Annotated in this window: 20 protein-coding genes and 1 tRNA gene; 13 read left to right on the top strand and 8 right to left on the bottom strand. The window is 55.9% G+C overall.

The window, feature by feature from the left end; translation table 11 throughout:
• Positions 1-404 precede the first annotated feature (404 nt).
• From FOY93_RS15285 to mgtE, 6 genes are all read left to right on the top strand, one after another.
• Positions 405-1,517: a porin OmpC gene (locus tag FOY93_RS15285; RefSeq protein ID WP_033146057.1), complete on the top strand. Its 1,113-nt coding sequence runs from the start codon at positions 405-407 to the stop codon at positions 1,515-1,517.
• A 113-nt stretch (positions 1,518-1,630) separates the two neighbouring features.
• Positions 1,631-2,686, top strand: a complete 1,056-nt coding sequence (gene apbE / locus FOY93_RS15280) for an FAD:protein FMN transferase ApbE (protein WP_133294839.1) — start codon at positions 1,631-1,633, stop codon at positions 2,684-2,686.
• A gap of 72 nt (positions 2,687-2,758) precedes the next feature.
• Positions 2,759-3,817: a bifunctional DNA-binding transcriptional regulator/O6-methylguanine-DNA methyltransferase Ada gene (gene ada, locus FOY93_RS15275; RefSeq protein WP_133294838.1), complete on the top strand. Its 1,059-nt coding sequence runs from the start codon at positions 2,759-2,761 to the stop codon at positions 3,815-3,817.
• Positions 3,817-4,473: a DNA oxidative demethylase AlkB gene (gene alkB / locus FOY93_RS15270; protein WP_133294837.1), complete on the top strand. Its 657-nt coding sequence runs from the start codon at positions 3,817-3,819 to the stop codon at positions 4,471-4,473. Before ada ends, alkB begins: the two co-directional genes overlap by 1 nt.
• 69 nt (positions 4,474-4,542) lie before the next feature.
• A complete protein-coding gene (locus FOY93_RS15265; protein WP_143345338.1) occupies positions 4,543-6,186 on the top strand; it encodes a multidrug ABC transporter permease/ATP-binding protein in 1,644 nt (547 codons plus the stop codon).
• Between the two features lie 148 nt (positions 6,187-6,334).
• A complete protein-coding gene (gene mgtE / locus FOY93_RS15260) occupies positions 6,335-7,771 on the top strand; it encodes a magnesium transporter (RefSeq protein ID WP_069303099.1) in 1,437 nt (478 codons plus the stop codon).
• Here mgtE and FOY93_RS15255 read toward each other — a convergent pair.
• The gene (locus FOY93_RS15255) at positions 7,734-9,023 is read right to left on the bottom strand and encodes a SulP family inorganic anion transporter (RefSeq protein ID WP_133294835.1); all 1,290 of its coding nucleotides are present in this window, start codon (positions 9,021-9,023) and stop codon (positions 7,734-7,736) included. The genes mgtE and FOY93_RS15255 overlap by 38 nt on opposite strands.
• 187 nt (positions 9,024-9,210) lie before the next feature.
• Here FOY93_RS15255 and mqo point away from each other — a divergent pair, with 187 nt between their 5' ends.
• The gene (gene mqo, locus FOY93_RS15250; RefSeq protein ID WP_047652540.1) at positions 9,211-10,860 is read left to right on the top strand and encodes a malate dehydrogenase (quinone); all 1,650 of its coding nucleotides are present in this window, start codon (positions 9,211-9,213) and stop codon (positions 10,858-10,860) included.
• A 92-nt stretch (positions 10,861-10,952) separates the two neighbouring features.
• On the opposite strand, the gene eco is transcribed toward mqo, so the two are convergent.
• On the bottom strand, positions 10,953-11,456 hold the full coding sequence (eco, locus tag FOY93_RS15245) for a serine protease inhibitor ecotin (protein ID WP_045351839.1): 504 nt from the start codon (positions 11,454-11,456) through the stop codon (positions 10,953-10,955).
• 209 nt (positions 11,457-11,665) lie between these two features.
• On the opposite strand from eco, the gene FOY93_RS15240 reads away from it, so the two are divergent.
• Together FOY93_RS15240 and FOY93_RS15235 are read left to right on the top strand one after the other, a co-directional pair.
• Positions 11,666-11,926: a DUF2534 family protein gene (locus FOY93_RS15240; RefSeq protein ID WP_010433451.1), complete on the top strand. Its 261-nt coding sequence runs from the start codon at positions 11,666-11,668 to the stop codon at positions 11,924-11,926.
• Between the two features lie 125 nt (positions 11,927-12,051).
• The gene (locus FOY93_RS15235) at positions 12,052-13,239 is read left to right on the top strand and encodes an MFS transporter (protein ID WP_115875869.1); all 1,188 of its coding nucleotides are present in this window, start codon (positions 12,052-12,054) and stop codon (positions 13,237-13,239) included.
• Between the two features lie 36 nt (positions 13,240-13,275).
• Here the strand turns inward: FOY93_RS15235 and FOY93_RS15230 are convergent.
• The 3 genes from FOY93_RS15230 to FOY93_RS15220 all read right to left on the bottom strand — a co-directional run bounded on the left by FOY93_RS15230 (position 13,276) and on the right by FOY93_RS15220 (position 15,432).
• Positions 13,276-13,352: transfer RNA gene (locus FOY93_RS15230), tRNA-Pro, on the bottom strand.
• 72 nt (positions 13,353-13,424) lie between these two features.
• Positions 13,425-15,185 carry an LPS biosynthesis-modulating metalloenzyme YejM gene (gene yejM / locus FOY93_RS15225; RefSeq protein WP_115875868.1) on the bottom strand — a complete coding sequence of 587 codons (1,761 nt, stop codon included), beginning with the start codon at positions 15,183-15,185 and terminating at the stop codon, positions 13,425-13,427.
• Between the two features lie 19 nt (positions 15,186-15,204).
• On the bottom strand, positions 15,205-15,432 hold the full coding sequence (locus FOY93_RS15220; RefSeq protein WP_008500958.1) for a YejL family protein: 228 nt from the start codon (positions 15,430-15,432) through the stop codon (positions 15,205-15,207).
• Between the two features lie 134 nt (positions 15,433-15,566).
• Between FOY93_RS15220 and yejK the strand changes: the two genes are divergently transcribed.
• Positions 15,567-16,574 carry a nucleoid-associated protein YejK gene (yejK, locus tag FOY93_RS15215; protein WP_109845346.1) on the top strand — a complete coding sequence of 336 codons (1,008 nt, stop codon included), beginning with the start codon at positions 15,567-15,569 and terminating at the stop codon, positions 16,572-16,574.
• Positions 16,575-16,624: 50 nt separating this feature from the next.
• Here yejK and rplY read toward each other — a convergent pair whose 3' ends face one another.
• Together rplY and radD are read right to left on the bottom strand one after the other, a co-directional pair.
• Positions 16,625-16,909 (bottom strand): 50S ribosomal protein L25, encoded by a 285-nt coding sequence (rplY, locus tag FOY93_RS15210; protein WP_008500956.1) that lies wholly within the window; start codon positions 16,907-16,909, stop codon positions 16,625-16,627.
• A gap of 125 nt (positions 16,910-17,034) precedes the next feature.
• Positions 17,035-18,795, bottom strand: a complete 1,761-nt coding sequence (radD, locus tag FOY93_RS15205) for a DNA repair helicase RadD (protein ID WP_136195444.1) — start codon at positions 18,793-18,795, stop codon at positions 17,035-17,037.
• Positions 18,796-18,947: 152 nt separating this feature from the next.
• Here radD and rsuA point away from each other — a divergent pair, with 152 nt between their 5' ends.
• From rsuA to FOY93_RS15190, 3 genes are all read left to right on the top strand, one after another.
• Positions 18,948-19,655 (top strand): 16S rRNA pseudouridine(516) synthase RsuA, encoded by a 708-nt coding sequence (rsuA, locus tag FOY93_RS15200; RefSeq protein ID WP_133294833.1) that lies wholly within the window; start codon positions 18,948-18,950, stop codon positions 19,653-19,655.
• Between the two features lie 15 nt (positions 19,656-19,670).
• Positions 19,671-20,867, top strand: a complete 1,197-nt coding sequence (locus tag FOY93_RS15195) for a Bcr/CflA family multidrug efflux MFS transporter (protein WP_143345337.1) — start codon at positions 19,671-19,673, stop codon at positions 20,865-20,867.
• 279 nt (positions 20,868-21,146) lie between these two features.
• Complete coding sequence (locus FOY93_RS15190; protein WP_008500952.1) at positions 21,147-21,491, top strand: YejG family protein; 345 nt, start codon at positions 21,147-21,149, stop codon at positions 21,489-21,491.
• Positions 21,492-21,494: 3 nt separating this feature from the next.
• Here the strand turns inward: FOY93_RS15190 and yejF are convergent, their stop codons facing one another.
• Positions 21,495-23,084 carry a microcin C ABC transporter ATP-binding protein YejF gene (yejF, locus tag FOY93_RS15185; protein WP_143345336.1) on the bottom strand — a complete coding sequence of 530 codons (1,590 nt, stop codon included), beginning with the start codon at positions 23,082-23,084 and terminating at the stop codon, positions 21,495-21,497.
• Between the last annotated feature and the right edge of the window lies 1 nt (position 23,085).

Raw genomic sequence — 23,085 nt, 5'->3', positions numbered from 1 at the left:
GCGAAGCATTCGGCTCAATTAGGGATAAACAGACATTCAAAATTGAATGACGGTAATAAATAAAGTTAATGATGATAGCGAGAGTTATTTTAGAGATTAGGTGCGATCTTGTTTTGTCATTCAGTGCTGTAACGGATTTTATTGTAAACTATTGATTTATATGCGTTGTATTTTTCGTTTGATTATAAGTGCTAATTTTCTAAGCTATTTGTGCTTTGTAAAAGTTCCTTGATATTTACATTTTGAAACATGTTGATAGATAAATGAAACATCTTCAAAGTTTTCGTATCATATTCGCATTGGATTATTCTGTAATTTTGCGGAGAATGAAATTGCCGACTGGTTAATGAGGGTTAACCAGTAAGCAGTGGCAATTATAAGGCATATAACAGAGGGTTAATAAAATGAAAGTTAAAGTACTGTCCCTCCTGGTACCAGCACTCCTGGTGGCAGGCGCAGCAAATGCGGCCGAAATTTATAACAAAGATGGCAACAAATTAGATCTGTACGGTAAAGTCGATGGTCTGCACTATTTCTCTGACGACAAGGGTGCCGACGGCGACCAGACCTACATGCGTCTCGGCTTCAAGGGCGAAACTCAGGTTAACGATCAGCTGACCGGCTACGGCCAGTGGGAATACCAGATCCAGGGCAACACCTCCGAAAGCGAAAATGATGCCTGGACGCGTGTGGCGTTTGCAGGTCTTAAATTTGGTGACGCGGGGTCTTTCGATTACGGTCGTAACTACGGCGTAATCTACGACGTAACCTCCTGGACTGACGTTCTGCCAGAATTTGGTGGCGATACCTACGGCGCAGACAACTTCCTGCAGTCCCGTGCTAACGGCGTTGCGACCTACCGTAACCAGGACTTCTTTGGTCTGGTGGATGGTCTGAACTTTGCTCTGCAGTATCAGGGTAAAAACGGCAGCGTAAGCGGTGAAAACGTGGGTGGACGCAGCCTGCTGAAACAGAACGGCGACGGCTACGGTGCTTCCGTGACCTATAACCTGGGCGAAGGCTTCAGCGTAGGTGGCGCAATGTCCTCCTCCAAACGTACCGCCGATCAGAACGGTGCAAGCGTTTACGGTCATGGTGATAACGCAGAAGTTTATTCTGGCGGCCTGAAATACGATGCCAACAACATCTATCTGGCAGCGCAGTACTCCCAGACCTACAACGCAACTCGTTTCGGTACCTCTAATGGCGACAGCCCGACTACCGCTTACGGTTTTGCTAACAAAGCGCAGAACTTCGAAGTGGTTGCTCAGTACCAGTTCGACTTCGGTCTGCGTCCATCCGTGGCCTACCTGCAGTCTAAAGGCAAAGACATCGAAGGTTACGGCGATCAGGATCTGCTGAAATATGTTGACGTTGGTGCGACTTACTACTTCAACAAAAACATGTCCACCTATGTGGATTACAAAATCAACCTGGTTGATGAAAATGAATTCACCCGTCAGGCGGGTATCGGTACTGACGATATCGTAGCGCTGGGCCTGGTTTACCAGTTCTAATCGCTTTATCGTGTGACGTAAGGGGCCTGATGGCCCCTTTTTGTGCTTCCCCGATTCTCACTACTCACCCGTTTTGGTGTACTCTTGCCGCCCTGGCATGAGGATAATAATGAATGGACATGACTTTTTTACGCGCCAGCTTTCTGGCTATGCTTTTTTTCCTGACCGCGTGTGACGATCCCGCGCCCGTGGCGAAAACCGATGCACCCGCCGCGACGGTGCTCGAAGGCAAAACGATGGGAACCTTCTGGCGCGTCAGCGTGATGAACCTCGATAAAACTCGCACGGATGAGCTTCGCGGCAAAATTCAGGCGCAGCTGGACGCCGACGATCAGCTGCTCTCAACCTATAAAAATGACTCGGCGCTGATGCGCTTTAATCTCTCCACCAGTACCTCTCTGTGGCCGGTGAGCGAGGCGATGGCCGATATCGTGACTGAATCCATACGCGTGGGTTACAAAACTAACGGGGCGATGGATGTGACCGTCGGCCCTCTGGTGAACCTCTGGGGATTTGGCCCGAATAAACAGCCGGTGAAGACGCCTGAACAGGCGGCCATTGATGACGCCCGCGCCCGAACGGGGCTGCAGCATCTGACGGTGATCAACCAGTACGGGCAGCAGTACCTGCAAAAAGATATCCCCGATCTGTTTGTCGACCTGTCGACGGTCGGGGAAGGCTATGCGGCGGATCATCTTGCTGCACTGATGGCGCAGGAAGGGATTTCCCGTTATCTGGTCTCGGTTGGCGGCGCGTTGGTCAGTCGGGGCATGAACGCCAGCGATAAGCCGTGGCGCGTAGCGATTCAAAAACCAACCGATCGGCAAAATGCCGTGCAGGCGATAGTGGATATCAACGGACATGGCATCAGTACATCCGGAAGCTATCGTAACTATTACGAGCTTGACGGGAAGCGTATTTCACATGTTATCGATCCGCAGACCGGGCGCCCCATCACGCATAATCTGGTCTCAGTGACGGTCATTGCCCCCACCGCGCTGGAAGCGGATGCCTGGGATACCGGGTTAATGGTTCTCGGCCCGGAAAAAGCTAAAGAGGTGGTCCGTCAGGAAGGGCTGGCGGTTTATATGATTGTTAAAGAGGGCGACGGGTTTAAAACCTGGAGCTCGCCGCAGTTCAACAGTTTCCTGGTCAGCGACAAAAATTAAAAAGCAAGGTTGCGGGTTTTTTATCGGTGGCGCTCAGGCACGCTCTATGTATGCTTATACGAGGAGCCGATCATGAAAAACCCAACCTTAATTACCGATGAGGATCGCTGGCAGGCCGTACTGGCCCGCGATCCGCTCGCTGACGATCAGTTTGTCTTCGCCGTGCAGACAACGGGTATTTTCTGCCGTCCGTCATGTCGCGCCCGCCACGCGCTGCGTAAAAATGTCCGTTTTTATCCTGATGCCCATCATGCCGCTCAGGCAGGGTTTCGCCCGTGCAAGCGCTGCATGCCGGACAAACGCGATCCGCAGGCGCAGAAGCTGGCAAAAGTGGAACATGCCTGCCGGCTTCTGGAGCAGGATCCTGCGTTAACCCTTGAGAAGCTGGCGGAGCAGGTTGCCATGAGTCCTTTCCATTTCCACCGCCTGTTTAAGTCGGTGACGGGCATGACGCCAAAAGCCTGGCAGCAGGCTGCGCGGGGTCAGCGCCTGCGCACCGCGCTTGCGCAGGGAGACAAAATTACCGATGCCGTGCTGGCGGCGGGATTTCCCGACAGCAGCAGCTATTATCGTAAAGCCAATGATGCATTGGGCATGACGGCGAAGCAGTACCGTAAAGGAGAGGTGGCCGTGCGGTATGCCATCGATGACTGTTCGTTGGGACGCTGTCTGGTCGCCGAAAGCGAGCGGGGGATCTGCGCGATTCTGCTGGGTGACACCGATGCTGAAGTAACCGCAGAGCTTGCCACGCAATTTCCAAAAGCTACGCACGCGCCGCTGGATGACGCCTTTGTGCAGCGGATCCACCAGGTCATTGCCAGTATTGATAATCGCGACGTACCGCTTGCGCTGCCGCTGGATATTCGTGGAACCGCTTTCCAGCAGCGCGTCTGGCAGGCACTTCGCAACATTCCCTGCGGCGAAACGGCAAGTTACCAGCAGGTGGCGCAGGCGATTGGCCAGCCCAGGGCGGTACGCGCCGTTGCCGGAGCCTGTGCGGCAAACACGCTGGCAATTGTGATCCCCTGTCATCGCGTGGTTCGCAACGACGGCGTGCTGTCGGGCTACCGCTGGGGAACGGCGCGAAAAGCGCTATTACTGAAACGTGAGGCGAAACGTCAGGAGGGATAATGCTCGATCTTTTTGCGGATGCTGAACCCTGGCAGGAGCCGCTTGCGCCGGGGGCGGTTATCCTGCGTCGCTTTGCTCTCTCCCGTGCGGAGGCGTTGCTTGCCGGAATTGAAGAGGTCACAGCGGTTTCACCGTTTCGCCATATGGTGACGCCGGGCGGCTACACCATGTCGGTGGCCATGGCCAACTGCGGCGAACTGGGCTGGGCGACGAACGAGCGGGGCTATCTGTATGCCCCGAACGATCCTGCGACCGGCCAGCCCTGGCCTCCGATGCCTGCGGTTTTTCAGGCGCTTTGCCATGAGGCCGCCGGGGCAGCCGAGTATCCTGATTTTCGGCCCGATGCCTGCCTGATTAACCGCTATGCCGTTGGCGCAAAGCTCTCGCTGCATCAGGATAAGGATGAACCCGATCTGCGCGCGCCTATCGTCTCGGTATCGTTAGGTCTGCCCGCCGTCTTCCAGTTTGGGGGATTACGCCGCAACGATCCGCTCAAACGCATCATGCTGGAACATGGCGATGTGGTGGTGTGGGGCAGGGAATCGCGGCTTTATTATCACGGCATTCAGCCGTTGAAACCCGGCGTCCACCCCCTCACGGGTGAGTACCGCTTTAATCTGACCTTCCGTCAGGCGGGGATGAATAAACTAAAATAAGAATTATTCTTGATGTCCGCGCAGGGCAGTTTACACTGCTGGCTGATTTTTATTGTCCGGATTGCCTGCATGCAACTACTTCTCCTCGTCTGGCGTCAGTATCGCTGGCCCTTCATCGCCGTTATGGCGTTAAGCCTTGCCAGCGCCGCGCTGGGTATTGGCCTGATCGCATTTATTAACGTGCGGTTGATAGAAATGGTCGACACCTCGCTCTCCGTATTGCCGGAGTTTCTTGGCCTTTTGCTGCTGTTGATGGCGGTTACGCTCGGCTCACAGCTCGCGCTGACCGCGCTCGGCCACCATTTCGTTTTTCGTTTGCGCAGTGAGTTTATCAAGCGGATCCTGGACACCCAAATAGAGCGCGTTGAGCAGCTCGGCAGCGCCTCCCTGCTGGCGGGGCTGACCAGCGACGTGCGCGCCATTACCATCGCGTTCGTTCGTCTGCCGGAGCTGGTGCAGGGGATCATTCTGACCTTTGGCTCGGCGGCCTATCTCGCCTGGCTCTCCACCAAAATGCTGGCGGTGACTGCACTGTGGATCGCCATCACCATCTGGGGCGGTTTTATGCTGGTGTCGCGCGTCTATAAACATATGGCGGTGCTACGCGAAACCGAAGATAAGCTCTATAACGATTACCAGACGGTACTGGAAGGGCGTAAAGAACTCACCCTGAACCGCGAGCGCGCCGAGTATATCTTTAACAATCTCTATATTCCGGACGCGCGCGAATACCGGCATCACATTATTCGCGCCGATACCTTCCACCTGAGCGCGGTGAACTGGTCAAACATTATGATGCTGGGTGCCATTGGCCTGGTATTCTGGATGGCGAACAGCCTGGGCTGGTCGGACACTAACGTAGCGGCAACATACTCACTGACGCTGCTGTTTTTGCGCACGCCGCTGCTCTCGGCGGTCGGCGCGTTGCCCACCTTACTGAGTGCGCAGGTGGCCTTTAATAAGCTCAAAAAATTCGATCTCGCGCCGTTCCAGGCAGAATTTCCGCGCCCGCAGGCCTTCCCGAACTGGCAGACGCTCGAGCTACGTAACGTCACGTTCCGCTATCAGGACAGCGCCTTCTCCGTGGGGCCGATCAACCTGACGATCCGCCGCGGCGAGCTGTTGTTCCTGATTGGCGGCAACGGCAGCGGTAAATCGACGCTGGCTATGCTGCTCACCGGGCTTTATCAGCCGCAGTCGGGCGAGATTTTGCTTGACGGCAGGGCGCTGAGCGCGGAGAAACCCGAAGATTACCGCAAGCTTTTCTCGGCGGTATTCACCGACGTCTGGCTGTTCGATCGGCTGCTGGGGCCGGATGGGCAGCAGGCTAATCCGGCGCTGGTGGAAAAATGGCTGGCGCAGCTGCAGATGTCGCACAAGCTGGAGTTACAGGACGGGAAGATCCTCGACCTGAAGCTTTCCAAAGGGCAGAAAAAGCGCGTGGCGCTGCTGCTGGCGCTGGCGGAAGAGCGTGACATCATCCTGCTCGACGAGTGGGCAGCGGATCAGGACCCGCATTTCCGCCGCGAATTTTATCAGGTGCTGCTGCCGCTGATGCAGGAGATGGGCAAAACCATTTTCGCCATCAGCCACGACGATCACTACTTCATTCATGCTGACCGCCTGCTGGAGATGCGCGACGGCAGGCTGAGCGAGCTGACCGGTGAAGAGCGCGATGCGGCATCGCGTGACGCGGTGGCGCGTACGGCCTGATGCCCTCACCCAAACCCTCTCCCACAGGGAGAGGGGAGAGATCGTGGCCGTAATGCCGCTTTTTTCTCCATCCCGGCCCGTTGTTTATTCTTATTTACATATCCCCGCGCTATGCTTAACCCCAACTCATTTAATGGATTTATGATTGATGTCGGTATTAAAGAAAAACAGCGCCAGACAGCGTGACCAGGAGCGCGCGCGACTCATCTGGCTCCTCACGACCGATAAAGCGGTCACTTCTACGCTATTAGGCAAACTCACCCTGGCTGAGCAATATGATGTCGGCACTCTGGCCGACGATATTGCTGAGGTAGGTGCGCTGGTTGCTCACTTACCCCCGCCGGATCTGGCGGACACCCTTGAAGCGCTTCCCTCGGAAGAACGTCACGCCCTCTGGCGTCTGGTACAGGATCACGAGCGCGGACAGGTGCTGCTTGAGGCCTCCGAAAACGTCTGGGACGACCTGATTGACGAGATGAGCGACCGGGATATTCTTGACGCTCTGCAAACGCTGGATATCGACGAGCAGATTTACCTCGTTCAGCACCTGCCGCGAAACCTGACCGGTCGCCTGCTGGCGTCACTGCCTGCGGAGGAGCGGGCGCGCGTGCGTCAGGTGATGCACTATGAGAAAAACAGCGTCGGCGCGATCATGGAGTTCGGCGTTATCACGGTGCGACCGGACGTGACGCTCGGTACCGTACAGCGCTATCTGCGTCGCCTGGGCAAAATGCCGGATAACACCGATAAACTGTTTGTCACCTCCCGGGACAAAACCCTGCTCGGCGAGCTGGAGCTGAAAACCATCCTGCTCAACAGCACCCAGCGGAAGGTGAGCGAGGTGATGGAAAACGAGCCGATGGTCTTCTCCCCGGAAGACGATGCGGAGAAAGCGGCGCGAACCTTCGAACGTGACGACCTCGTGAGTGCTGCCGTCGTGGATTCCGTCGGCAAACTGATGGGGCGTCTGACCATCGACGAGATCGTTGACGTGGTCTACGAAGAAACCGATAACGATCTGCGTGCGCTCGGAGGGATCAGCGCAGAAGATGACGTCCATGCCTCCGTCGGCAAGGCGGTGAAAACGCGCTGGGCGTGGCTGGCCATTAACCTGTGTACCGCGTTTATCGCCTCCCGCGTGATTGACGGCTTTGAACACACTATTTCGCAGCTGGTGGCGCTGGCCTCGCTGATGCCGATTGTGGCCGGGATTGGCGGCAACACCGGAAACCAGACCATCACCATGATCGTCCGCGCGCTGGCGCTGGAAAATATTCAGCCCGGCAACTTCGCCTTTCTGATTTTCAGAGAGATGGGCGTGGCGCTGATCAACGGCCTGGTGTGGGGCGGCATTATGGGCGGCATCACCTGGTGGCTGTATGACGATATGGCGTTAGGCGGAGTGATGATGCTGGCGATGGTGCTGAATTTGCTGGTGGCATCGATGATGGGCGTCATTATCCCGTTGACCATGACCAAACTGGGGCGCGACCCCGCGGTGGGGTCGAGCGTGATGATCACCGCCATCACCGATACCGGCGGTTTCTTTATTTTCCTTGGACTGGCGACGATTTTTCTTCTTTAAGCCGACGCTTAATGCGGGCGGGGAGGAGTGCCATGACGATAATCCCGCCCAGTACGCCAATTGCCAGATTGCTGGTTGATACCGTGGCGGCAACGGTGACCAGCATGACGACCGTTTCCGCTATCGGGGCCGTTTTCAGCGCGGCGGGCTGAAGGCTGTGCCAGCTGAAGGTTTTGACGGCGACGATCGCCATAATGCCCGCCAGCACCGCCATCGGGATGTTGGCCATCACCTCGCTGAGCGCCGTCACCAGGATCAGCAGCACGATGCCCGCAGCGAAGGTTGAAATGCGGCTTCGGCCTTTCCCCATCTCCACGTTAACGATGGTTTGTCCTATCATCGCGCAGCCTGCAATACCACCGTAAAATCCGGCCAGAATATTGCCGACGCCTAATCCAATGCTTTCGCGGCGTTTACTTGACGGTGTCGCGGTCAGTTCATCCACCAGCTTTGCCGTGAGCAGGGACTCCAGCAGGCCGACAAAGGCGATGCTCAACGCGCACGGCCAGATAATGCTCAGCGTCTGTAAATTGAGGGGGACCAGAAGTTCACTAAGTCCCGGCAAACTGCCGCTCATTGAGCCTTCATCGCCCACGGTCGGCAGGCTTTGCCCGGTTGAAACGGTAAACAAGGTTAACAGCAAAATCGCAATCAGCGGGGAAGGGATGCTTTTGATATATCGCGGCACCCAGAGCACGATCAGCAGCGTCAGCACGAACAGGCCCACAATCAGCGGGCTTCGGCTCCAGAAATGCGGCACCTGAGCTAAGAAGATCAAAATGCCCAGGGCGTTAACAAACCCGGTCATGACCGACTGGGGAATAAAGCGCATCAGCCTTGCCATGCCCAGCACGCCAAACAGAATCTGAATCACGCCAGCCATGAGCACGGCGGGAAGAATGTACTGCACGCCGTGCTGATGCACCATCGGGCCAATGACCAGCGCCACGGAACCGGCCGCTGCCGTGACCATAGCCGGACGACCACCGAGTACGGACAGGGCGAGACACAGCACTACGGAAGCGATCAGGCTGACCTTCGGGTCAACGCCCGCGACCACCGAAAACGAGATGACTTCGGGGATCAGAGCCAGGGCGGTAATCACGCCTGCCAGCGTTTCGCGCGTCAGCTTCTTAGGGGAACGCAGCACGTTGGCTACGCGCTCTTCGGGGGATACAGCAGAATGGGGTAAGGACATAACAGTTCGCTGGTTAGGGCAGGCTTCCGTGCGCGCGATCACAAAACGCAACATACTAGCCAGTAAAACCGCGCTTTACCAGACGCATCGCTAATTCCTCACAAACAATCCATCATTAAATTTCACAATTACAATAATTTCGTAACCTTTAAACAATATTTAAAAGTTGTTACCGTGCCCCCGCAGCTTTTTTCACCTGCAATTTCCACGCATCAAGCACTTTTACACTAAGGCATAAATTATGAAAAAAATGACTGCCATGCTCTTTTCTCTGGCCGTGGGGCTTAACACCGTCTCCATGGCGGCGAAAGCTGACGCACCAAAAGAGCAGGAAACGGACGTCCTTTTAATCGGTGGCGGGATCATGAGCGCCACGCTGGGAACCTATCTGCAAGAACTGCAGCCGGACTGGTCTATGACCATGGTCGAGCGCCTTGATGGCGTGGCGCAGGAGAGTTCGAACGGCTGGAATAACGCCGGTACCGGCCATTCGGCACTCATGGAACTGAACTATACGCCGCAGAAAAAGGACGGTTCCATTAGTATCGAGAAGGCAGTAGAAATCAACGAAGCGTTCCAGGTTTCTCGCCAGTTCTGGTCTCATCAGGTCAACAGCGGCGTGCTGCACGACCCGCACTCCTTCATCAACACCGTGCCGCACATGAGCTTTGTGTGGGGCGAGCAGAACGTCAACTTCCTGCGCGCGCGCTACGCCGCTCTGCAGCAGAGCACGCTGTTCCGCGGGATGAAATACTCTGAAGACCACGCGCAGATTAAAGAGTGGGCTCCGCTGGTCATGGAAGGTCGTGACCCGAACCAGAAAGTGGCGGCGACCCGAACCGAAATTGGTACTGACGTTAACTACGGCGAAATTACCCGTCAGCTGGTGACGTCTCTGAAGAAAAAAGAGAACTTCAATCTGCAGCTCAGCACCGAAGTGCGCGGTTTCAAGCGCAACGCGGATAATAGCTGGAGCGTGACCGTTGCCGATCTGAAAAACAATGAAGCTGAACACGTCATCAAGGCGAAGTTTGTCTTCATCGGTGCGGGCGGTGCGGCGCTGAAGCTGCTGCAGGAGTCCGGTATTCCGGAAGCTGACGACTACGCGGGCTTCCCGGTCGGCGGTCAGTTCCTGGTGTCCGATAACCCGGAAGTGGTGAATCGTCATCTGGCAAAAGTGTACGGTCAGGCTTCCGTGGGCGCGCCGCCAATGTCCGTTCCACACATCGATACCCGTATGCTTGACGGCAAACGCGTGGTGCTGTTTGGACCGTTCGCGACCTTCTCCACTAAATTCCTGAAAAACGGCTCCCTGTGGGATCTGCTGAGCGCAACCACCACCTCTAACGTCAAGCCGATGATGGACGTGGGTCTGGATAACTTCGATCTGGTGAAATACCTGATTAGCCAGGTGATGCTCTCTGACGACGATCGTTTCGAAGCGCTGAAAGAGTACTATCCTCAGGCTAAGAAAGAAGACTGGCGTCTGTGGCAGGCGGGTCAGCGCGTGCAGATTATCAAGCGCGATCCGAAAGAGGGCGGCGTGCTGCGTCTGGGTACCGAAGTGGTGAGCGATAAGGATGGCACAATCGCCGCACTGCTGGGCGCGTCACCGGGTGCGTCTACCGCTGCGCCAATCATGCTGCACCTGATGGAAAAAGTGTTTAAAGATAAAGTCGCCAGTCCGGAATGGCAGGCGAAGCTGAAAACCATTATTCCATCCTACGGCACGAAGCTGAACGGTAACGTGGACGCGACGGAGCAGGAGCTGGAATACACCAGCCGCGTACTGCAGCTGCAGTACATCAAACCGCAGGCTGCGGATGCTGCGCCGAAAGCGGAGCTGAAGCCTCAGCCGGAAAACAAACCGGTTGCGGATATCGCGCTGTAAGGTAAAAAAGCCGGGGGGCGCTGACGCCTACCCGGCCTATGTTCGGTGTTGTTTGTAGGTCTGGTAAGGCGAAGCCGCCACCCGACTTAATTTCAACGTACGACAGCCTGCTCAATCTTCTCTTCAGCCTTCCACACGCGATACTTCACTTCCACGTTTTCAGGCGTATAAACCACGATCGGCAACTTGCTGTTGTAGCGCAGCAGGCTATTGTCGCCCAGATACGCTGTCACAAATTTCTTCTCTTTCTTGCCGTCCGGGCAGGCCATCATGGTGGAGACCGGAGAGGTCACTTTATCAAAGACGTAGTAGTCATAACCCCAGCCTTCCAGCGTTTTGCTTTCCAGCTGACCGCCCAGACGATGCTGGTTGCAATCCACTTCCAGCGTCTTGCCAATCAACAGCTCCACTTTGAAATTCGCTTCATCCTGCTGTGCCGGTAGCTGGATCACCTGACGCTTCATCCCTTTATCCGCTTTCGGATACGGGGCGACTTTTTCCAGCGGCTGCTCTTTAGGGGTTTCGCTGGCGAAAGCACTGGTGCTGACACATGCGGCGGCGATGAGTGCGATGGCAAATTTAGGTGCGTTTTTCATTGTCATTCCTTTATGTCAAAACGATCCTGCACAGGTTAACATATCAACTATGAATGATTGGTGTTATTTACTTACATTTTCAATATGGATAGCGAAATAAACCACATATTTGCCACTTAAGTAGAGATTTGTACTGGCATGGAGTCCGGCAGGCGTTTGTGTTATTTTAGACCCTCTTTAATGTTATTCATCTGTAAAAGGGAAGAGAGATGGTTCGTGCAAAACTGAAAACGCCTGAAGGCCGCAAGTTCCTCCTGGCGCTGCTGGTTGTGTTTATGATTGCTGCCGCGTGCGTGGGGCGGGCCACGATTGTTGGCGTTATCGAACAGTACAACATTCCTCTCTCTGCCTGGACAACCAGCATGTATGTCCTGCAGTCGGCGATGATCTTTGTCTACAGCCTGGTGTTCACCGTTCTGCTGGCCATCCCGCTGGGCATTTTCTTCCTGGGCGGACGTGATAAACACTAGACGCCGATTTGCGATATCGAAGCCATCCTGCGGGGTGGCTTTTTTTATGTCTAATAATTTTTATTCGCATTTCCAGGATAATCTGTTTCGGACAAGACAGTGCAACATGAAGCAGGAGATGCGCAATGTTATCCCGGTTTGCAACGCTCAGCCGGATCCCGAAAGGAGTCTGGGTGGTGGGCGGCGTCAGTATGTTAATGGATATCTCCTCGGAGATTATCCACAGCCTGCTGCCGCTGTTTATGGTGACGACGCTGGGCGCCAGCGTTATTTTCATTGGTTTGATTGAAGGTCTGGCTGAAGCTACGGCGCTGTTTATCAAGGTGTTTTCCGGCGCCATCAGTGACTATCTGGGCAAGCGTAAAGGACTGGCGGTTCTGGGCTACGGTCTTGGCGCATTGAGTAAACCGTTGTTCGCTATCGCCTCTTCTTCCGGCATGATCCTTGGGGCGCGCTTAATCGACCGGGTCGGGAAGGGGATACGGGGAGCGCCGCGCGATGCGCTGGTTGCTGATGTTACGCCGCCGGAACTTCGCGGCGCGGCCTTTGGGCTGCGTCAGTCGATGGACACCGTCGGCGCATTTCTCGGGCCGCTGCTGGCCGTAGGATTAATGCTGCTGTGGAACGATGACTTCCGCACGATTTTCTGGATCGCGGTGATCCCCGGCGTGCTCGCCGTGGCGCTGCTTTTCTTCGGCCTGCATGAGCCGAAAACGCCCGTCGAACATAAACGCACGAACCCCATCAAAAAAGAGAACCTCAGGCGTCTCGGGAAAGGCTGCTGGTGGGTCATTGGCCTGGGAGCCATCTTCACGCTCGCACGTTTCAGTGAAGCATTTCTTGTGCTGCGCGCACAGCAGTCGGGGGTGCCGCTGGCGCTGATCCCGCTGGTGATGGTGGCCATGAATCTGCTCTATTTCCTCTCTGCCTATCCGTTTGGCAAGTTGTCGGACGGGATGAGCCACACCCGATTACTGCAGTGGGGCCTGGTGATGCTGATTGGGGCAGATATTGTGCTGGCGCTGAGCACCCACTGGGCTGGAATGCTTCTGGGCGTCGCGTTTTGGGGAGTACATATGGGTATGACCCAGGGATTACTGGCGGCAATGATCGCTAAAACCGCACCGCCCGATCTGCGCGGCACTGCTTTCGGTATTTTTAGTCTGGTCAGCGGCGTGGGATTATTAATCGCCAGCGTGGGAGCCGGCGCGATATGGGAAACGTTTGGCGCGGAATATACGTTTTATGCCGGAGCGGTGATTTGTCTGGCTACGCTGGTGTATCTGCGCAAAACCCCGGACGAGGCGAAATAAAAAAACCAGCCATCAGGCTGGTTTTCAGTATGTTTTTGGTCGGCACGAGAGGATTTGAACCTCCGACCCCCGACACCCCATGACGGTGCGCTACCAGGCTGCGCTACGTGCCGACGCATAAAAAGAATACTACTCGATTCCGTTTTGAATGCAAGGGAATCTGTCGCTAACTGGTTTATTATTAATCAGTTAGCGATGAAGCGCTTCTCATCCGTCAGGACCTGCAGCAGCAGGCTCAGCTGCGGTTTCTGGTCTTTCAACCGTTCACCCTGCAGATTATACGTCTGATAATTCCCGTTACTGTTCAGCACCAGCGTCAGCTTCGGTGTGGTCACCACCAGCGTGTCATTCCCGGCAGCCGTGACCCAGTTATGGCGGCGCGCAGCGCTGAAGAGATCCTGTCCCTGCGAATACTCGTTCGCTGGCGTGCTGACATGCAGCAGGCGTTGCATCAGGGTAGTCATCACATCTTTATGCTCGGTAAGCATATTGATGCGCTGTGCCGGGGTGCCAGGCCAGTGGATCACCAGCGGAACCTGCAGGTTCGGGCGTGACCAGCTCATGCTCTTCGTCTCGTCACCTAACGGGACGCCATGGCCTGCGGTCACGATCACCACGGTGTTATCCAGCTTGCCGGACTCACGTAGCGCGTCAAGCACGCGGCCAATCTGCGCATCAACATCACCCGCCGCGCGGCCGTAGCGGCGCGCGAAATCACTCTTATTGCTGTTAGCAAGCGTTGTGCCGTTAAAGGCAACCCATGAGAACCAGCGGTTATCTTCCTGCGCGTAGCGCTGAAGCCAGTTTATCCATTGGCCGGCGGTCTGCGCATCGGACTGATTTTGTGCCGCTGGCAGTGAGAAATCGGACAGCAGCGCCTGGCGGTAGAGCGGGCTGTTAAAGCCATCGGATGAGAACAACCCTAACTGATAGCCCTGCTGATTCAGCCCGGTGATCAGCGCCGCAGGCGTGCGGGTAGAGAGTACGCCGTCCATGTATCCGGCTGAAATGCCATAGAAGAGGCCAAAGATGCCCGCGTCGGTTGTGTTACCGGAGCTCATATGCTGAGTAAACGAGACGTTTTGACTCGCGAAATCGGCCAGCACAGGCATCTGCTTCTCGTAACGGGAATAGTTCAGGCCATCAACGGTGATCAGCAGGACGTTTTGCCCGCGCCCCATATCGCGATAGCGTAGATCGCTCAGAGGATACTGCACGCTGACGGCTTCCGGATTACCCTGCTCGATAAGACGGCGCTGGTACTCCTGAGCGTCAAGCAGGCCGTGTTTCTCGAGGAAACGACGGGCCGTCATCGGGTACGAGAGCGGCAGGTTCGCACGCTGCATGGTAATAGGGCGATAGAAGTTCGCATCCGCCCAGATATACATGATGTGCGAACTGATAAAGGAGACGAAAAAGAGCGCGGCGACGGGCTTCGCGTAATGGCGTCGCCGGGTCAGGCTGCGGAGCTTTTGCCAGCTCCACGTCGCAAACAGCATCTCAATCAACAGGATCACCGGGACGCTGATAAACATCAGCTGCCAGTCACGGGCCGTTTCGTTCTGGTCGGGGTTAATCACCAGTTCCCAGACGATGGGGTTAAGATGCAGGTGGAAGCGGGTGAACACTTCACTGTCGATAAGCAGCAGCGTCATCCCCACCGTCGCGAGGATGGCGGATAAGAACCGCATCAGACGCTGCGACATGACGATAAACGTCAGGGGGAACAGGATCAGCAGATAGGTGGCGAAAACCAAAAAGCTAAAGTGACCGACAACGCTTATCCAGGAGTAGACACGCCCGGTTAGCGTTGTTGGCCAGTCTGCGACAAACAGATAACGACAGCCAATGACCGTCGCCAACAGAATGTTGAACAGGGCAAACCAGTGCCCCCAGCTGACCATCTGGGAGACTTTTTCACGGTAGCGCTGACGATTCGTCACCATAAACTGTTGTTCGTATCCCTTAATGGGCCGGGTCGTTGCTGACGGACGACTGTAAAGCCTGGGCGAAAGATTTTGCGATCGCCTGACGCTGAGCCGGAGCAACGCTGGTGTTAATCAGGTTGGTGACCATATTTCCCAAAACCATCAGGGAGAGATCGGTCGGCGTTTTATGTTTTTCCAGTACGTTGACCAGCTCACTGAGCAGTTGTTCAACGTGTTCATCACTGTAGCGGGAATGTTGTGGCATAAATCAAAATCAGTTTGTTGATGAAAGGGCAACATATTACCGTAGCAACAGCTTTTTTTCCCCTTTTTTATCTGTTGTTGCACACATGTCCTGGTGGTGGTTGAATACCGCCCGGTCTAAAAGGAGAGTTTATCATGAGTCTGGAAATCAACCAGATTGCCTTGCACCAGCTTATCAAGCGTGATGAGCAAACCCTTGAAGTGGTGCTGCGCGATTCGTTACTGGAACCCACGGCGACCGTGGTGGAGATGATGGCAGAGCTGCATCGCGTCTACAGCGCCAAAAATAAAGCCTATGGTCTTTTCAGCGAAGACAGCGAACTGGCCGATAGCCTGCGCCTGCAGCGCCAGGGTGAAGAGGATTTCCTGGCGTTTAGCCGTGCGGCAACCGGGCGTCTGCGCGACGAGCTGGCTAAATATCCGTTCGCCGACGGCGGGATTGTCTTGTTCTGCCACTACCGCTATCTGGCGGTCGAGTATCTGCTGGTTACCGTGCTGAATAACTTAAGCAGCATGCGCGTGAACGAGCAGCTGGATATCAGCTCGACGCATTATCTGGACATTAACCATGCGGATATCGTGGCGCGTATTGATTTGACCGAGTGGGAAACCAACCCGGAGTCGACCCGCTACCTGACTTTCCTGAAGGGACGCGTGGGCCGCAAAGTGGCGGATTTCTTTATGGACTTCCTCGGTGCCAGTGAAGGGCTTAACGCCAAAGCGCAGAACAAAGGGCTGCTCCAGGCGGTTGACGATTTCACAGCAGAAGCGCAGCTCGATAAATCTGAGCGCCAGACGGTGCGTCAGCAGGTTTACAGCTACTGCAACGAACAGCTGCAGGCAGGGGAAGAGATTGAGCTGGAGTCGCTGTCAAAAGAGCTGGCGGGCGTCAGCGAAGTCAGCTTCCAGGAATTTACCGCAGAAAAGGGCTATGAGCTTGAAGAGAGCTTCCCGGCGGATCGCAGCACGCTGCGTCAGTTAACCAAGTTTGCCGGCAGCGGCGGTGGGTTAACCATTAACTTTGATGCGATGCTGCTGGGTGAACGTATCTTCTGGGATCCGGCCACCGATACGCTGACCATTAAGGGCACGCCGCCGAATCTGCGCGATCAGCTTCAGCGCCGCACCTCGGGCGGTAAATAGCAGGCACAAAAAACCCCGCAGAAGCGGGGTTTTTTTCGACAGGTTTGCGATTACGCGCGAACGAAGTCGATGTGAGTCAGTTTTGGCTTGAACGCGTGACGCTGAACAGCCTGAACTTTCACTTTTTCTTCTTTACCGCCAACAACGATGGTCAGAACTTCGCTGTAGAATTCAGCTTTGGTCTGCAGGTTCCACAGTTTGTCGTGATCCAGTTCGATTGCAACTGGAGCAGCTTCGCCACCGTAAACGATAGCCGGGAACTTGTTAGCGGTACGCAGGCGGCGGCTCGCACCCTTACCCTGCACGTTACGTACTTCTGCTTCGATAGTAAACATTGATTTCTCTCTGTATTTAAAACCCTACTACAGGCGACCCAGCAGCAGGTGAGTGTTCTGCCTCACGGATGTGAAGCGGGCGGCATTTTATACTCAAATGCCCCCCACATCAATGAAAAGTCCCGCTAACCGCGCAATTCATTGGCACGACGGAAGCGACCTTCGTAGTCAAAGAGTTTCTCGCGCACCTGCCAGAACTGGCCTTTCTTGCGGGCGACCACAAAATCCGGATGGCGTAATAACACCTGCTGGTGCACGATATCCGCCACGGTGATCCAGCGCAGTGGCACCCCCGGGGTGCGGGTGTGCGGGCGAATAAACAGCTGTTCGAAGGCCGTTCGCTGGGCAGGCGTCTGGAGCCGGAAGCGCTCGCTGACGTCCGCCCCGTCTTCATCGTAATAGGTGATTTTCAACCATTCACCTTTTTCATCGGCGCCGGGCTGCAACGCCATGCCGGAACAGCGCAGTACCAGCGCATCTTTCAGCTTTAATGCTGCTTTGAGCATGTCGTCCGGGTCAACCAGCACCGTGTCGCATTCCCGACAGCGGCGAGCGGCAATGTCGTTTTCGGCGTTGCACTGCGGGCAGTTTTTAAACCGGAAGCGGAAATCGCACTGCTCGCGATGCCCTTCATCATCTTCAAACCAGCCCTGACAGCGGCGGCCAAAATGCTCGATCAGCGTGCCGTCGGCGGTGGTTTTGCCCCAGAATGTGTTGGCAAACCCGCAGGCAGGGCAAAAGACCTGCACGGGCACGTTGTCGCTTTTCCCTTTTGGCGCGCCGACCTCAGGCGTATAGAGATCGTGCGGGTTACCGGCATAATCCAGAATCAGGCAGTCGGTTTTCCCCGGCGCCAGACGCAGGCCGCGGCCAACAATTTGCTGATACAGACTGACCGATTCGGTCGGACGCAAAATAGCGATCAGGTCGACGTGCGGGGCGTCAAAGCCGGTGGTCAATACCGATACGTTAACCAGATAGCGGAACTGCTGGGCTTTAAAGGCCTCAATCAGGCGATCGCGCTCGGGGCCGGGCGTCTCGCCGGTGATGAGCGCCGCGTCGCCGGGGGGCAGTAACCCGGTGATTTCTCGCGCGTGCTCAACGGTGGCGGCAAAGATCATCACCCCTTTGCGCGTCGCGGCGAACTCCTCTATCTGGCTGATGATATGCGGCGTAATGCGCTTTTGCTTTTTCAGCTCCTGGTTAAGATCCGCTTCGCTGAATAACCCGTTGCTCTGCGCCTGCAGTCGGCTGAAATCGTACTGCACCACCGGCATATCCAACCGCTCAGGTGGCGTCAGGTAGCCATGTTTAATCATGTAGCGCAGAGGAAGCTCGTAGATGCAGTCGCTAAACAGGGCCTTGTCATCGCCGCGCACCATGCCGTGATAATGGTAACGATAGATCCAGCCTTTCCCCAGGCGAAACGGGGTCGCCGTCAGGCCCAACAGGCGCAGGTGAGGATTCACCTCTTTCAGGTGGGACAGGATTTGCTGATACTGGCTGTCGTCGTCATCGCTGATGCGGTGACATTCGTCGACAATCAGCAGCGAAAATTCGCTGCGAAACAGGTCCAGATTGCGGGCCACCGACTGCACGCTGCCAAACACCACTTTGCCGTGGCTCTCTTTACGCTTCAGCCCGGCAGCGAAAATATCGGCTTCCAGCCCAAGTGCACAATATTTGGCATGGTTTTGCGCGACGAGCTCTTTAACGTGCGCCAGCACCAGCACGCGGCCGCGGGCCAGACGCGCCAGTTCGGCAATGACCAGGCTTTTGCCTGCACCGGTCGGGAGCACAATCGCCGCCGGCTCGCGATGTTTACGGAACCAGGCGAGGGTGGCGTCAACGGCTTCCTGCTGATAGGGACGAAGTGTAAAAGTCATGGAGTCTCGGTTTCGTTATTCCGCACATAGTATGCCACGAAACTTTTTCCCTTGAGTGGCGCAACCAGACCATTATACTGAACCGTTCCAGACTGCTTCTTTTTTCGGACCTGTTGTCCGACTTCCTGCACCATTAAGGCTAAAAAGATTTCATGCGACTTGATAAGTTTATCGCTCAGCAACTCGGCGTAAGCCGCGCTATTGCCGGGCGCGAAATTCGCGCCAGCCGCGTTACCGTGGATGGCGACATTGTGAGAGACAGCGCGTTCAAACTGCAACCTGACCATCAGGTGGAGTATGACGGCAATCCGCTGGCCCAGCAGCACGGTCCGCGCTACTTCATGCTCAATAAGCCGGAAGGCTACGTCTGCTCAACGGACGATCCGGATCACCCGACGGTGCTCTATTTCCTCGACGAGCCGGTGGCGCACAAGCTGCACGCCGCAGGCCGACTTGATATCGACACCACCGGGCTGGTGCTGATGACCGACGACGGTCAGTGGTCGCACCGCATCACCTCTCCACGCCACCACTGCGAGAAAACCTATCTCGTGACGCTGGAGTCACCGGTGTCGGATGACACGGCAGAGCACTTCGCGAAAGGTGTTCAGCTGCATAATGAAAAAGATCTGACCAAACCGGCGGTGCTCGAAGTCATCACCCCGACGGAGGTCCGCCTGACCATCAGCGAAGGGCGCTACCATCAGGTGAAACGTATGTTTGCCGCGGTGGGGAACCACGTTGTTGGCCTGCATCGCGAACGGATTGGTGCGATTGAACTCGATCCCGACCTGGCGCCTGGCGAATATCGCCCGTTAACGGAAGAAGAGATCGCCAGCGTCGGTCTGCCTTCGCACTAATTTCAGGAGAACTCTGTGACCACCAGGCCACACTCGTCGTTCAAAATCGTCTTCATTCTTGGCCTGCTGGCCATGCTGATGCCGCTGTCTATCGATATGTACCTGCCCGCGCTGCCGGTCATTTCCGCGCAGTTTGGCGTTCCGGCGGGCAGCGCGCAGATGACGCTCAGCACCTATATTCTCGGCTTTGCCCTCGGCCAGCTGTTTTATGGCCCGATGGCCGACAGCCTTGGACGCAAGCCGGTCATTCTGGGCGGGACGCTGGTGTTTGCGGCCGCTGCGGTTGCCTGCGCGCTGGCGCAGACTATCGATCATCTGATTGTCATGCGTTTCTTCCATGGTCTGGCGGCGGCAGCGGCAAGCGTGGTGATTAACGCCCTGATGCGCGATATCTACCCGAAAGAAGAGTTCTCCCGCATGATGTCGTTTGTCATGCTGGTGACGACGATTGCGCCGCTGGTGGCGCCAATGGCCGGTGGTGCGGTGCTGGTGTGGTTCAGCTGGCATGTGATTTTCTGGATCCTGGCCCTGGCCGCGCTGCTGGCCTCCGCGATGATCTTCTTCTTTATTAATGAAACGCTTCCCGTCGAGCGCCGCCAGAAGTTTCACATCCGTACCACCATCGGCAACTTTGCCTCGCTGTTTCGCCACAAGCGCGTGCTCAGCTATATGCTAGCAAGCGGGTTCAGCTTCGCCGGAATGTTCTCCTTCCTGAGCGCCGGGCCGTTTGTCTATATAGAGCTGAACCACGTTTCGCCGCAGCACTTCGGCTATTACTTTGCGCTTAACATCGTCTTCCTGTTCATCATGACTATCATCAACAGCCGCTTTGTCCGGCGGGTGGGGGCGCTGAAGATGTTCCGCGCCGGGCTGTGGATCCAGTTTGTGATGGCGATCTGGCTGGTGGTGAGCGCGTTTCTGGGCGTGGGCTTCTGGGCGCTGGTGGTCGGCGTGGCGGCCTTTGTTGGCTGCGTGTCGATGGTGTCGTCCAATGCGATGGCGGTGATCCTGGATGAGTTTCCGCACATGGCAGGAACCGCATCATCTCTGGCAGGGACGTTCCGCTTCGGCATCGGCGCTATCGTCGGGGCGTTGCTTTCGATGGCCACCTTTACGACGGCATGGCCCATGCTGTGGGCGATGGCTTTTTGCGCAACCAGCTCGATACTCTTCTATCTTTACGCCAGTCGACCGCGAAAAGCGGCCCACTAAAACGCAGAGAAGGCCCGGAAGGGCCTTTTTTGTTGATGCATATCAACCAAACCCCCGTTCGTTTATTCCGTGTTTGTTTATTTTATGTAAAATCTATTTGTGTAAAAAGTCACATCATTGTATTCAAAAAGGTTGAGTTAGATCGCAGAAACGGGTACATATAGCGCCGACGCGAGCCTGAATACCGATAAAAAAGTGCTGAATAGTGCAGGCTGGCGATGATGTGTTACTATAAATGTAAATAAATTGTGAAGTAAATTTTGCTTCCGGGGAACGAACGTGAATACATTACAACTTTCTATTGTCCATCGCTTGCCCCAGAGCTATCGCTGGTCGGCGGGTTTTGCTGGTTCGAAAGTTGAACCGATTCCGCAAAACGTCGCGGGCTGTGAAAATTGCCTGGTGGCGCTCAAGCTGCTGAGCCCGAGCGACGAAAATGCCTGGCGGGTGATGGAGCGTCTCAGTCAGGCCCTGACGGATATCGAAGTGGACAGCTCCGTGCTGGAGTGCGAAGGTGAGCCGTGCCTGTTTGTGAAAAGCCAGGACGAGTTTGCTGCTACCTGCCGCCTGAAAAATTTTGGCGTTGCTATTGCAGAGCCTTTCTCCGGCCAGTATCCATTCTGAGCGCTAGTCTGACGACAACAGCTGGCGCGTGTAGCGCTGCGTTGGCGCGCTAAATACGCGCTGGCAATCACCCTGCTCGACCACCTCTCCCTGACGCAACACAATCACCTGATGGCATAGCGCCCGCACCACCTGTAAATCATGGCTGATAAAGATATAGGCCAGCCGGTGCTTTTCCTGTAACCCTTTCAGCAGCGCCAGGATCTGCGCCTGTACGGTCCTGTCCAGCGATGACGTCGGTTCATCCAGAATAATCAGCTCCGGTTTCAGGATCAGCGCGCGGGCAATGGCGATACGCTGGCGCTGCCCACCGGAAAATTCCGCAGGGTAGCGGTGGCGCGTCTCGGGATCTAGACCCACTTCGGTCATGACCCGCATGACCTCCTGCTCGCGTTGCTGCGCGCTCAGGCCGGGCTGATGGACGCGCAGACCCTCTTCGATAATCTGTAACACGCTGAGCCGTGGGTTAAGCGAGGAGTTGGGATCCTGAAACACCACCTGCATGCGGGGACGCACGGGCAGCATCTGGCGGCGGTTCCAGCGGTGCAGCGGCATATCGTCAAAGAGGATTTCCCCCTGCGAGGCGATTAAGCGCAGCAGCGCCAGACCGGTGGTGCTTTTACCCGAGCCGGATTCGCCCACCAGACCCAGGGATTCACCCGGGCGCAGCGAGAAGCGGAGGTTTTTCAGCACCGGGTTGCGATCGACAATGCGGCGCAGAATACCTTTGCGGATCGGGAACGAGACGGACAGATCCTCAACGCGCAGCAGCGGCGTGCTGTCCGCATCGAGAGGAACCGGGTCGCCGGAGGGTTCGCTGTCGAGCAGGCGCTGCGTATAGGGGTGCTGTGGGGCACTCAGCAGCGCGGACGCCGTATTCTGTTCAACACAGCGTCCGTTCTGCATCACCGCGACGCTGTCGGCCAGCTTTCTCACAATGCTCAGGTTGTGCGTGATAAACAGCAGGCTCATGTTCAGCTCGTCACGCAGATCCCGCAGCAGCGTCAGTATTTGCGCCTGTACCGTCACGTCCAGAGCCGTTGTGGGCTCGTCGGCAATCAACAGTTCGGGGCGCGTCAGCAGGGCCATGGCGATCATCACGCGCTGGCGTTCGCCGCCGGAGAGCTGATGCGGAAAATCATTCAGCCGTTTGGGCGCATTGCGTATGCCTGTGCGTTCAAGACAATCCAGAATTTCTCCCCGCGCGGCCTCTTTGCGCATCCCTCGGTGCAGGGAGAGCACTTCATAAAGCTGTTTTTCGAGGCTGTGCAGAGGGTTAAGTGAAACCATCGGCTCCTGGAAGATCATCGCGATTTTGTTGCCGCGAATGCCGCGCAGGGTATGTTCGTCGGCATGCAGCAGCGAACGGCCGTGAAAAAGAATGTCCCCTTGCGGATAGCTCACCGGCGGAGAAGGCAGCAGCCGCAGGATGGAGAGCGCCGAAACGCTTTTGCCTGAACCCGATTCGCCGACCAGGGCCAGCGTTTCCCCTGGCTGGATCTGCAGCGATAAATCGTTGACCACGGTGCGCGTCTCACCCTGCTTTGAAAAAGCAATCGACAGGTTATCAATACTCAGAAGAGGCTGGGTCATC

The sequence above is a fragment of the Enterobacter sp. 18A13 genome (genome assembly GCF_007035975.1).
Lineage (GTDB): Bacteria > Pseudomonadota > Gammaproteobacteria > Enterobacterales > Enterobacteriaceae > Enterobacter > Enterobacter vonholyi.
The sequence above is the reverse complement of the archived record's forward strand: the minus strand, read 5'-3'. Positions and strand labels throughout refer to the sequence as shown.

What these genes read in the sequence shown, in the direction of transcription:
- FOY93_RS15265 (WP_143345338.1), top strand. Translation starts at nt 4,543, where the DNA reads ATGCAACTACTTCTCCTCGTCTGGCGTCAGTATCGCTGGCCCTTCATC.
- FOY93_RS15255 (WP_133294835.1), bottom strand. Translation starts at nt 9,023, where the DNA reads ATGTTGCGTTTTGTGATCGCGCGCACGGAAGCCTGCCCTAACCAGCGA.
- FOY93_RS15285 (WP_033146057.1), top strand. Translation starts at nt 405, where the DNA reads ATGAAAGTTAAAGTACTGTCCCTCCTGGTACCAGCACTCCTGGTGGCA.
- mgtE (WP_069303099.1), top strand. Translation starts at nt 6,335, where the DNA reads ATGTCGGTATTAAAGAAAAACAGCGCCAGACAGCGTGACCAGGAGCGC.
- rsuA (WP_133294833.1), top strand. Translation starts at nt 18,948, where the DNA reads ATGCGACTTGATAAGTTTATCGCTCAGCAACTCGGCGTAAGCCGCGCT.
- yejK (WP_109845346.1), top strand. Translation starts at nt 15,567, where the DNA reads ATGAGTCTGGAAATCAACCAGATTGCCTTGCACCAGCTTATCAAGCGT.
- mqo (WP_047652540.1), top strand. Translation starts at nt 9,211, where the DNA reads ATGAAAAAAATGACTGCCATGCTCTTTTCTCTGGCCGTGGGGCTTAAC.
- radD (WP_136195444.1), bottom strand. Translation starts at nt 18,795, where the DNA reads ATGACTTTTACACTTCGTCCCTATCAGCAGGAAGCCGTTGACGCCACC.
- ada (WP_133294838.1), top strand. Translation starts at nt 2,759, where the DNA reads ATGAAAAACCCAACCTTAATTACCGATGAGGATCGCTGGCAGGCCGTA.
- eco (WP_045351839.1), bottom strand. Translation starts at nt 11,456, where the DNA reads ATGAAAAACGCACCTAAATTTGCCATCGCACTCATCGCCGCCGCATGT.
- apbE (WP_133294839.1), top strand. Translation starts at nt 1,631, where the DNA reads ATGGACATGACTTTTTTACGCGCCAGCTTTCTGGCTATGCTTTTTTTC.
- alkB (WP_133294837.1), top strand. Translation starts at nt 3,817, where the DNA reads ATGCTCGATCTTTTTGCGGATGCTGAACCCTGGCAGGAGCCGCTTGCG.
- FOY93_RS15240 (WP_010433451.1), top strand. Translation starts at nt 11,666, where the DNA reads ATGGTTCGTGCAAAACTGAAAACGCCTGAAGGCCGCAAGTTCCTCCTG.
- yejF (WP_143345336.1), bottom strand. Translation starts at nt 23,084, where the DNA reads ATGACCCAGCCTCTTCTGAGTATTGATAACCTGTCGATTGCTTTTTCA.
- rplY (WP_008500956.1), bottom strand. Translation starts at nt 16,909, where the DNA reads ATGTTTACTATCGAAGCAGAAGTACGTAACGTGCAGGGTAAGGGTGCG.
- FOY93_RS15235 (WP_115875869.1), top strand. Translation starts at nt 12,052, where the DNA reads ATGTTATCCCGGTTTGCAACGCTCAGCCGGATCCCGAAAGGAGTCTGG.
- FOY93_RS15220 (WP_008500958.1), bottom strand. Translation starts at nt 15,432, where the DNA reads ATGCCACAACATTCCCGCTACAGTGATGAACACGTTGAACAACTGCTC.
- yejM (WP_115875868.1), bottom strand. Translation starts at nt 15,185, where the DNA reads ATGGTGACGAATCGTCAGCGCTACCGTGAAAAAGTCTCCCAGATGGTC.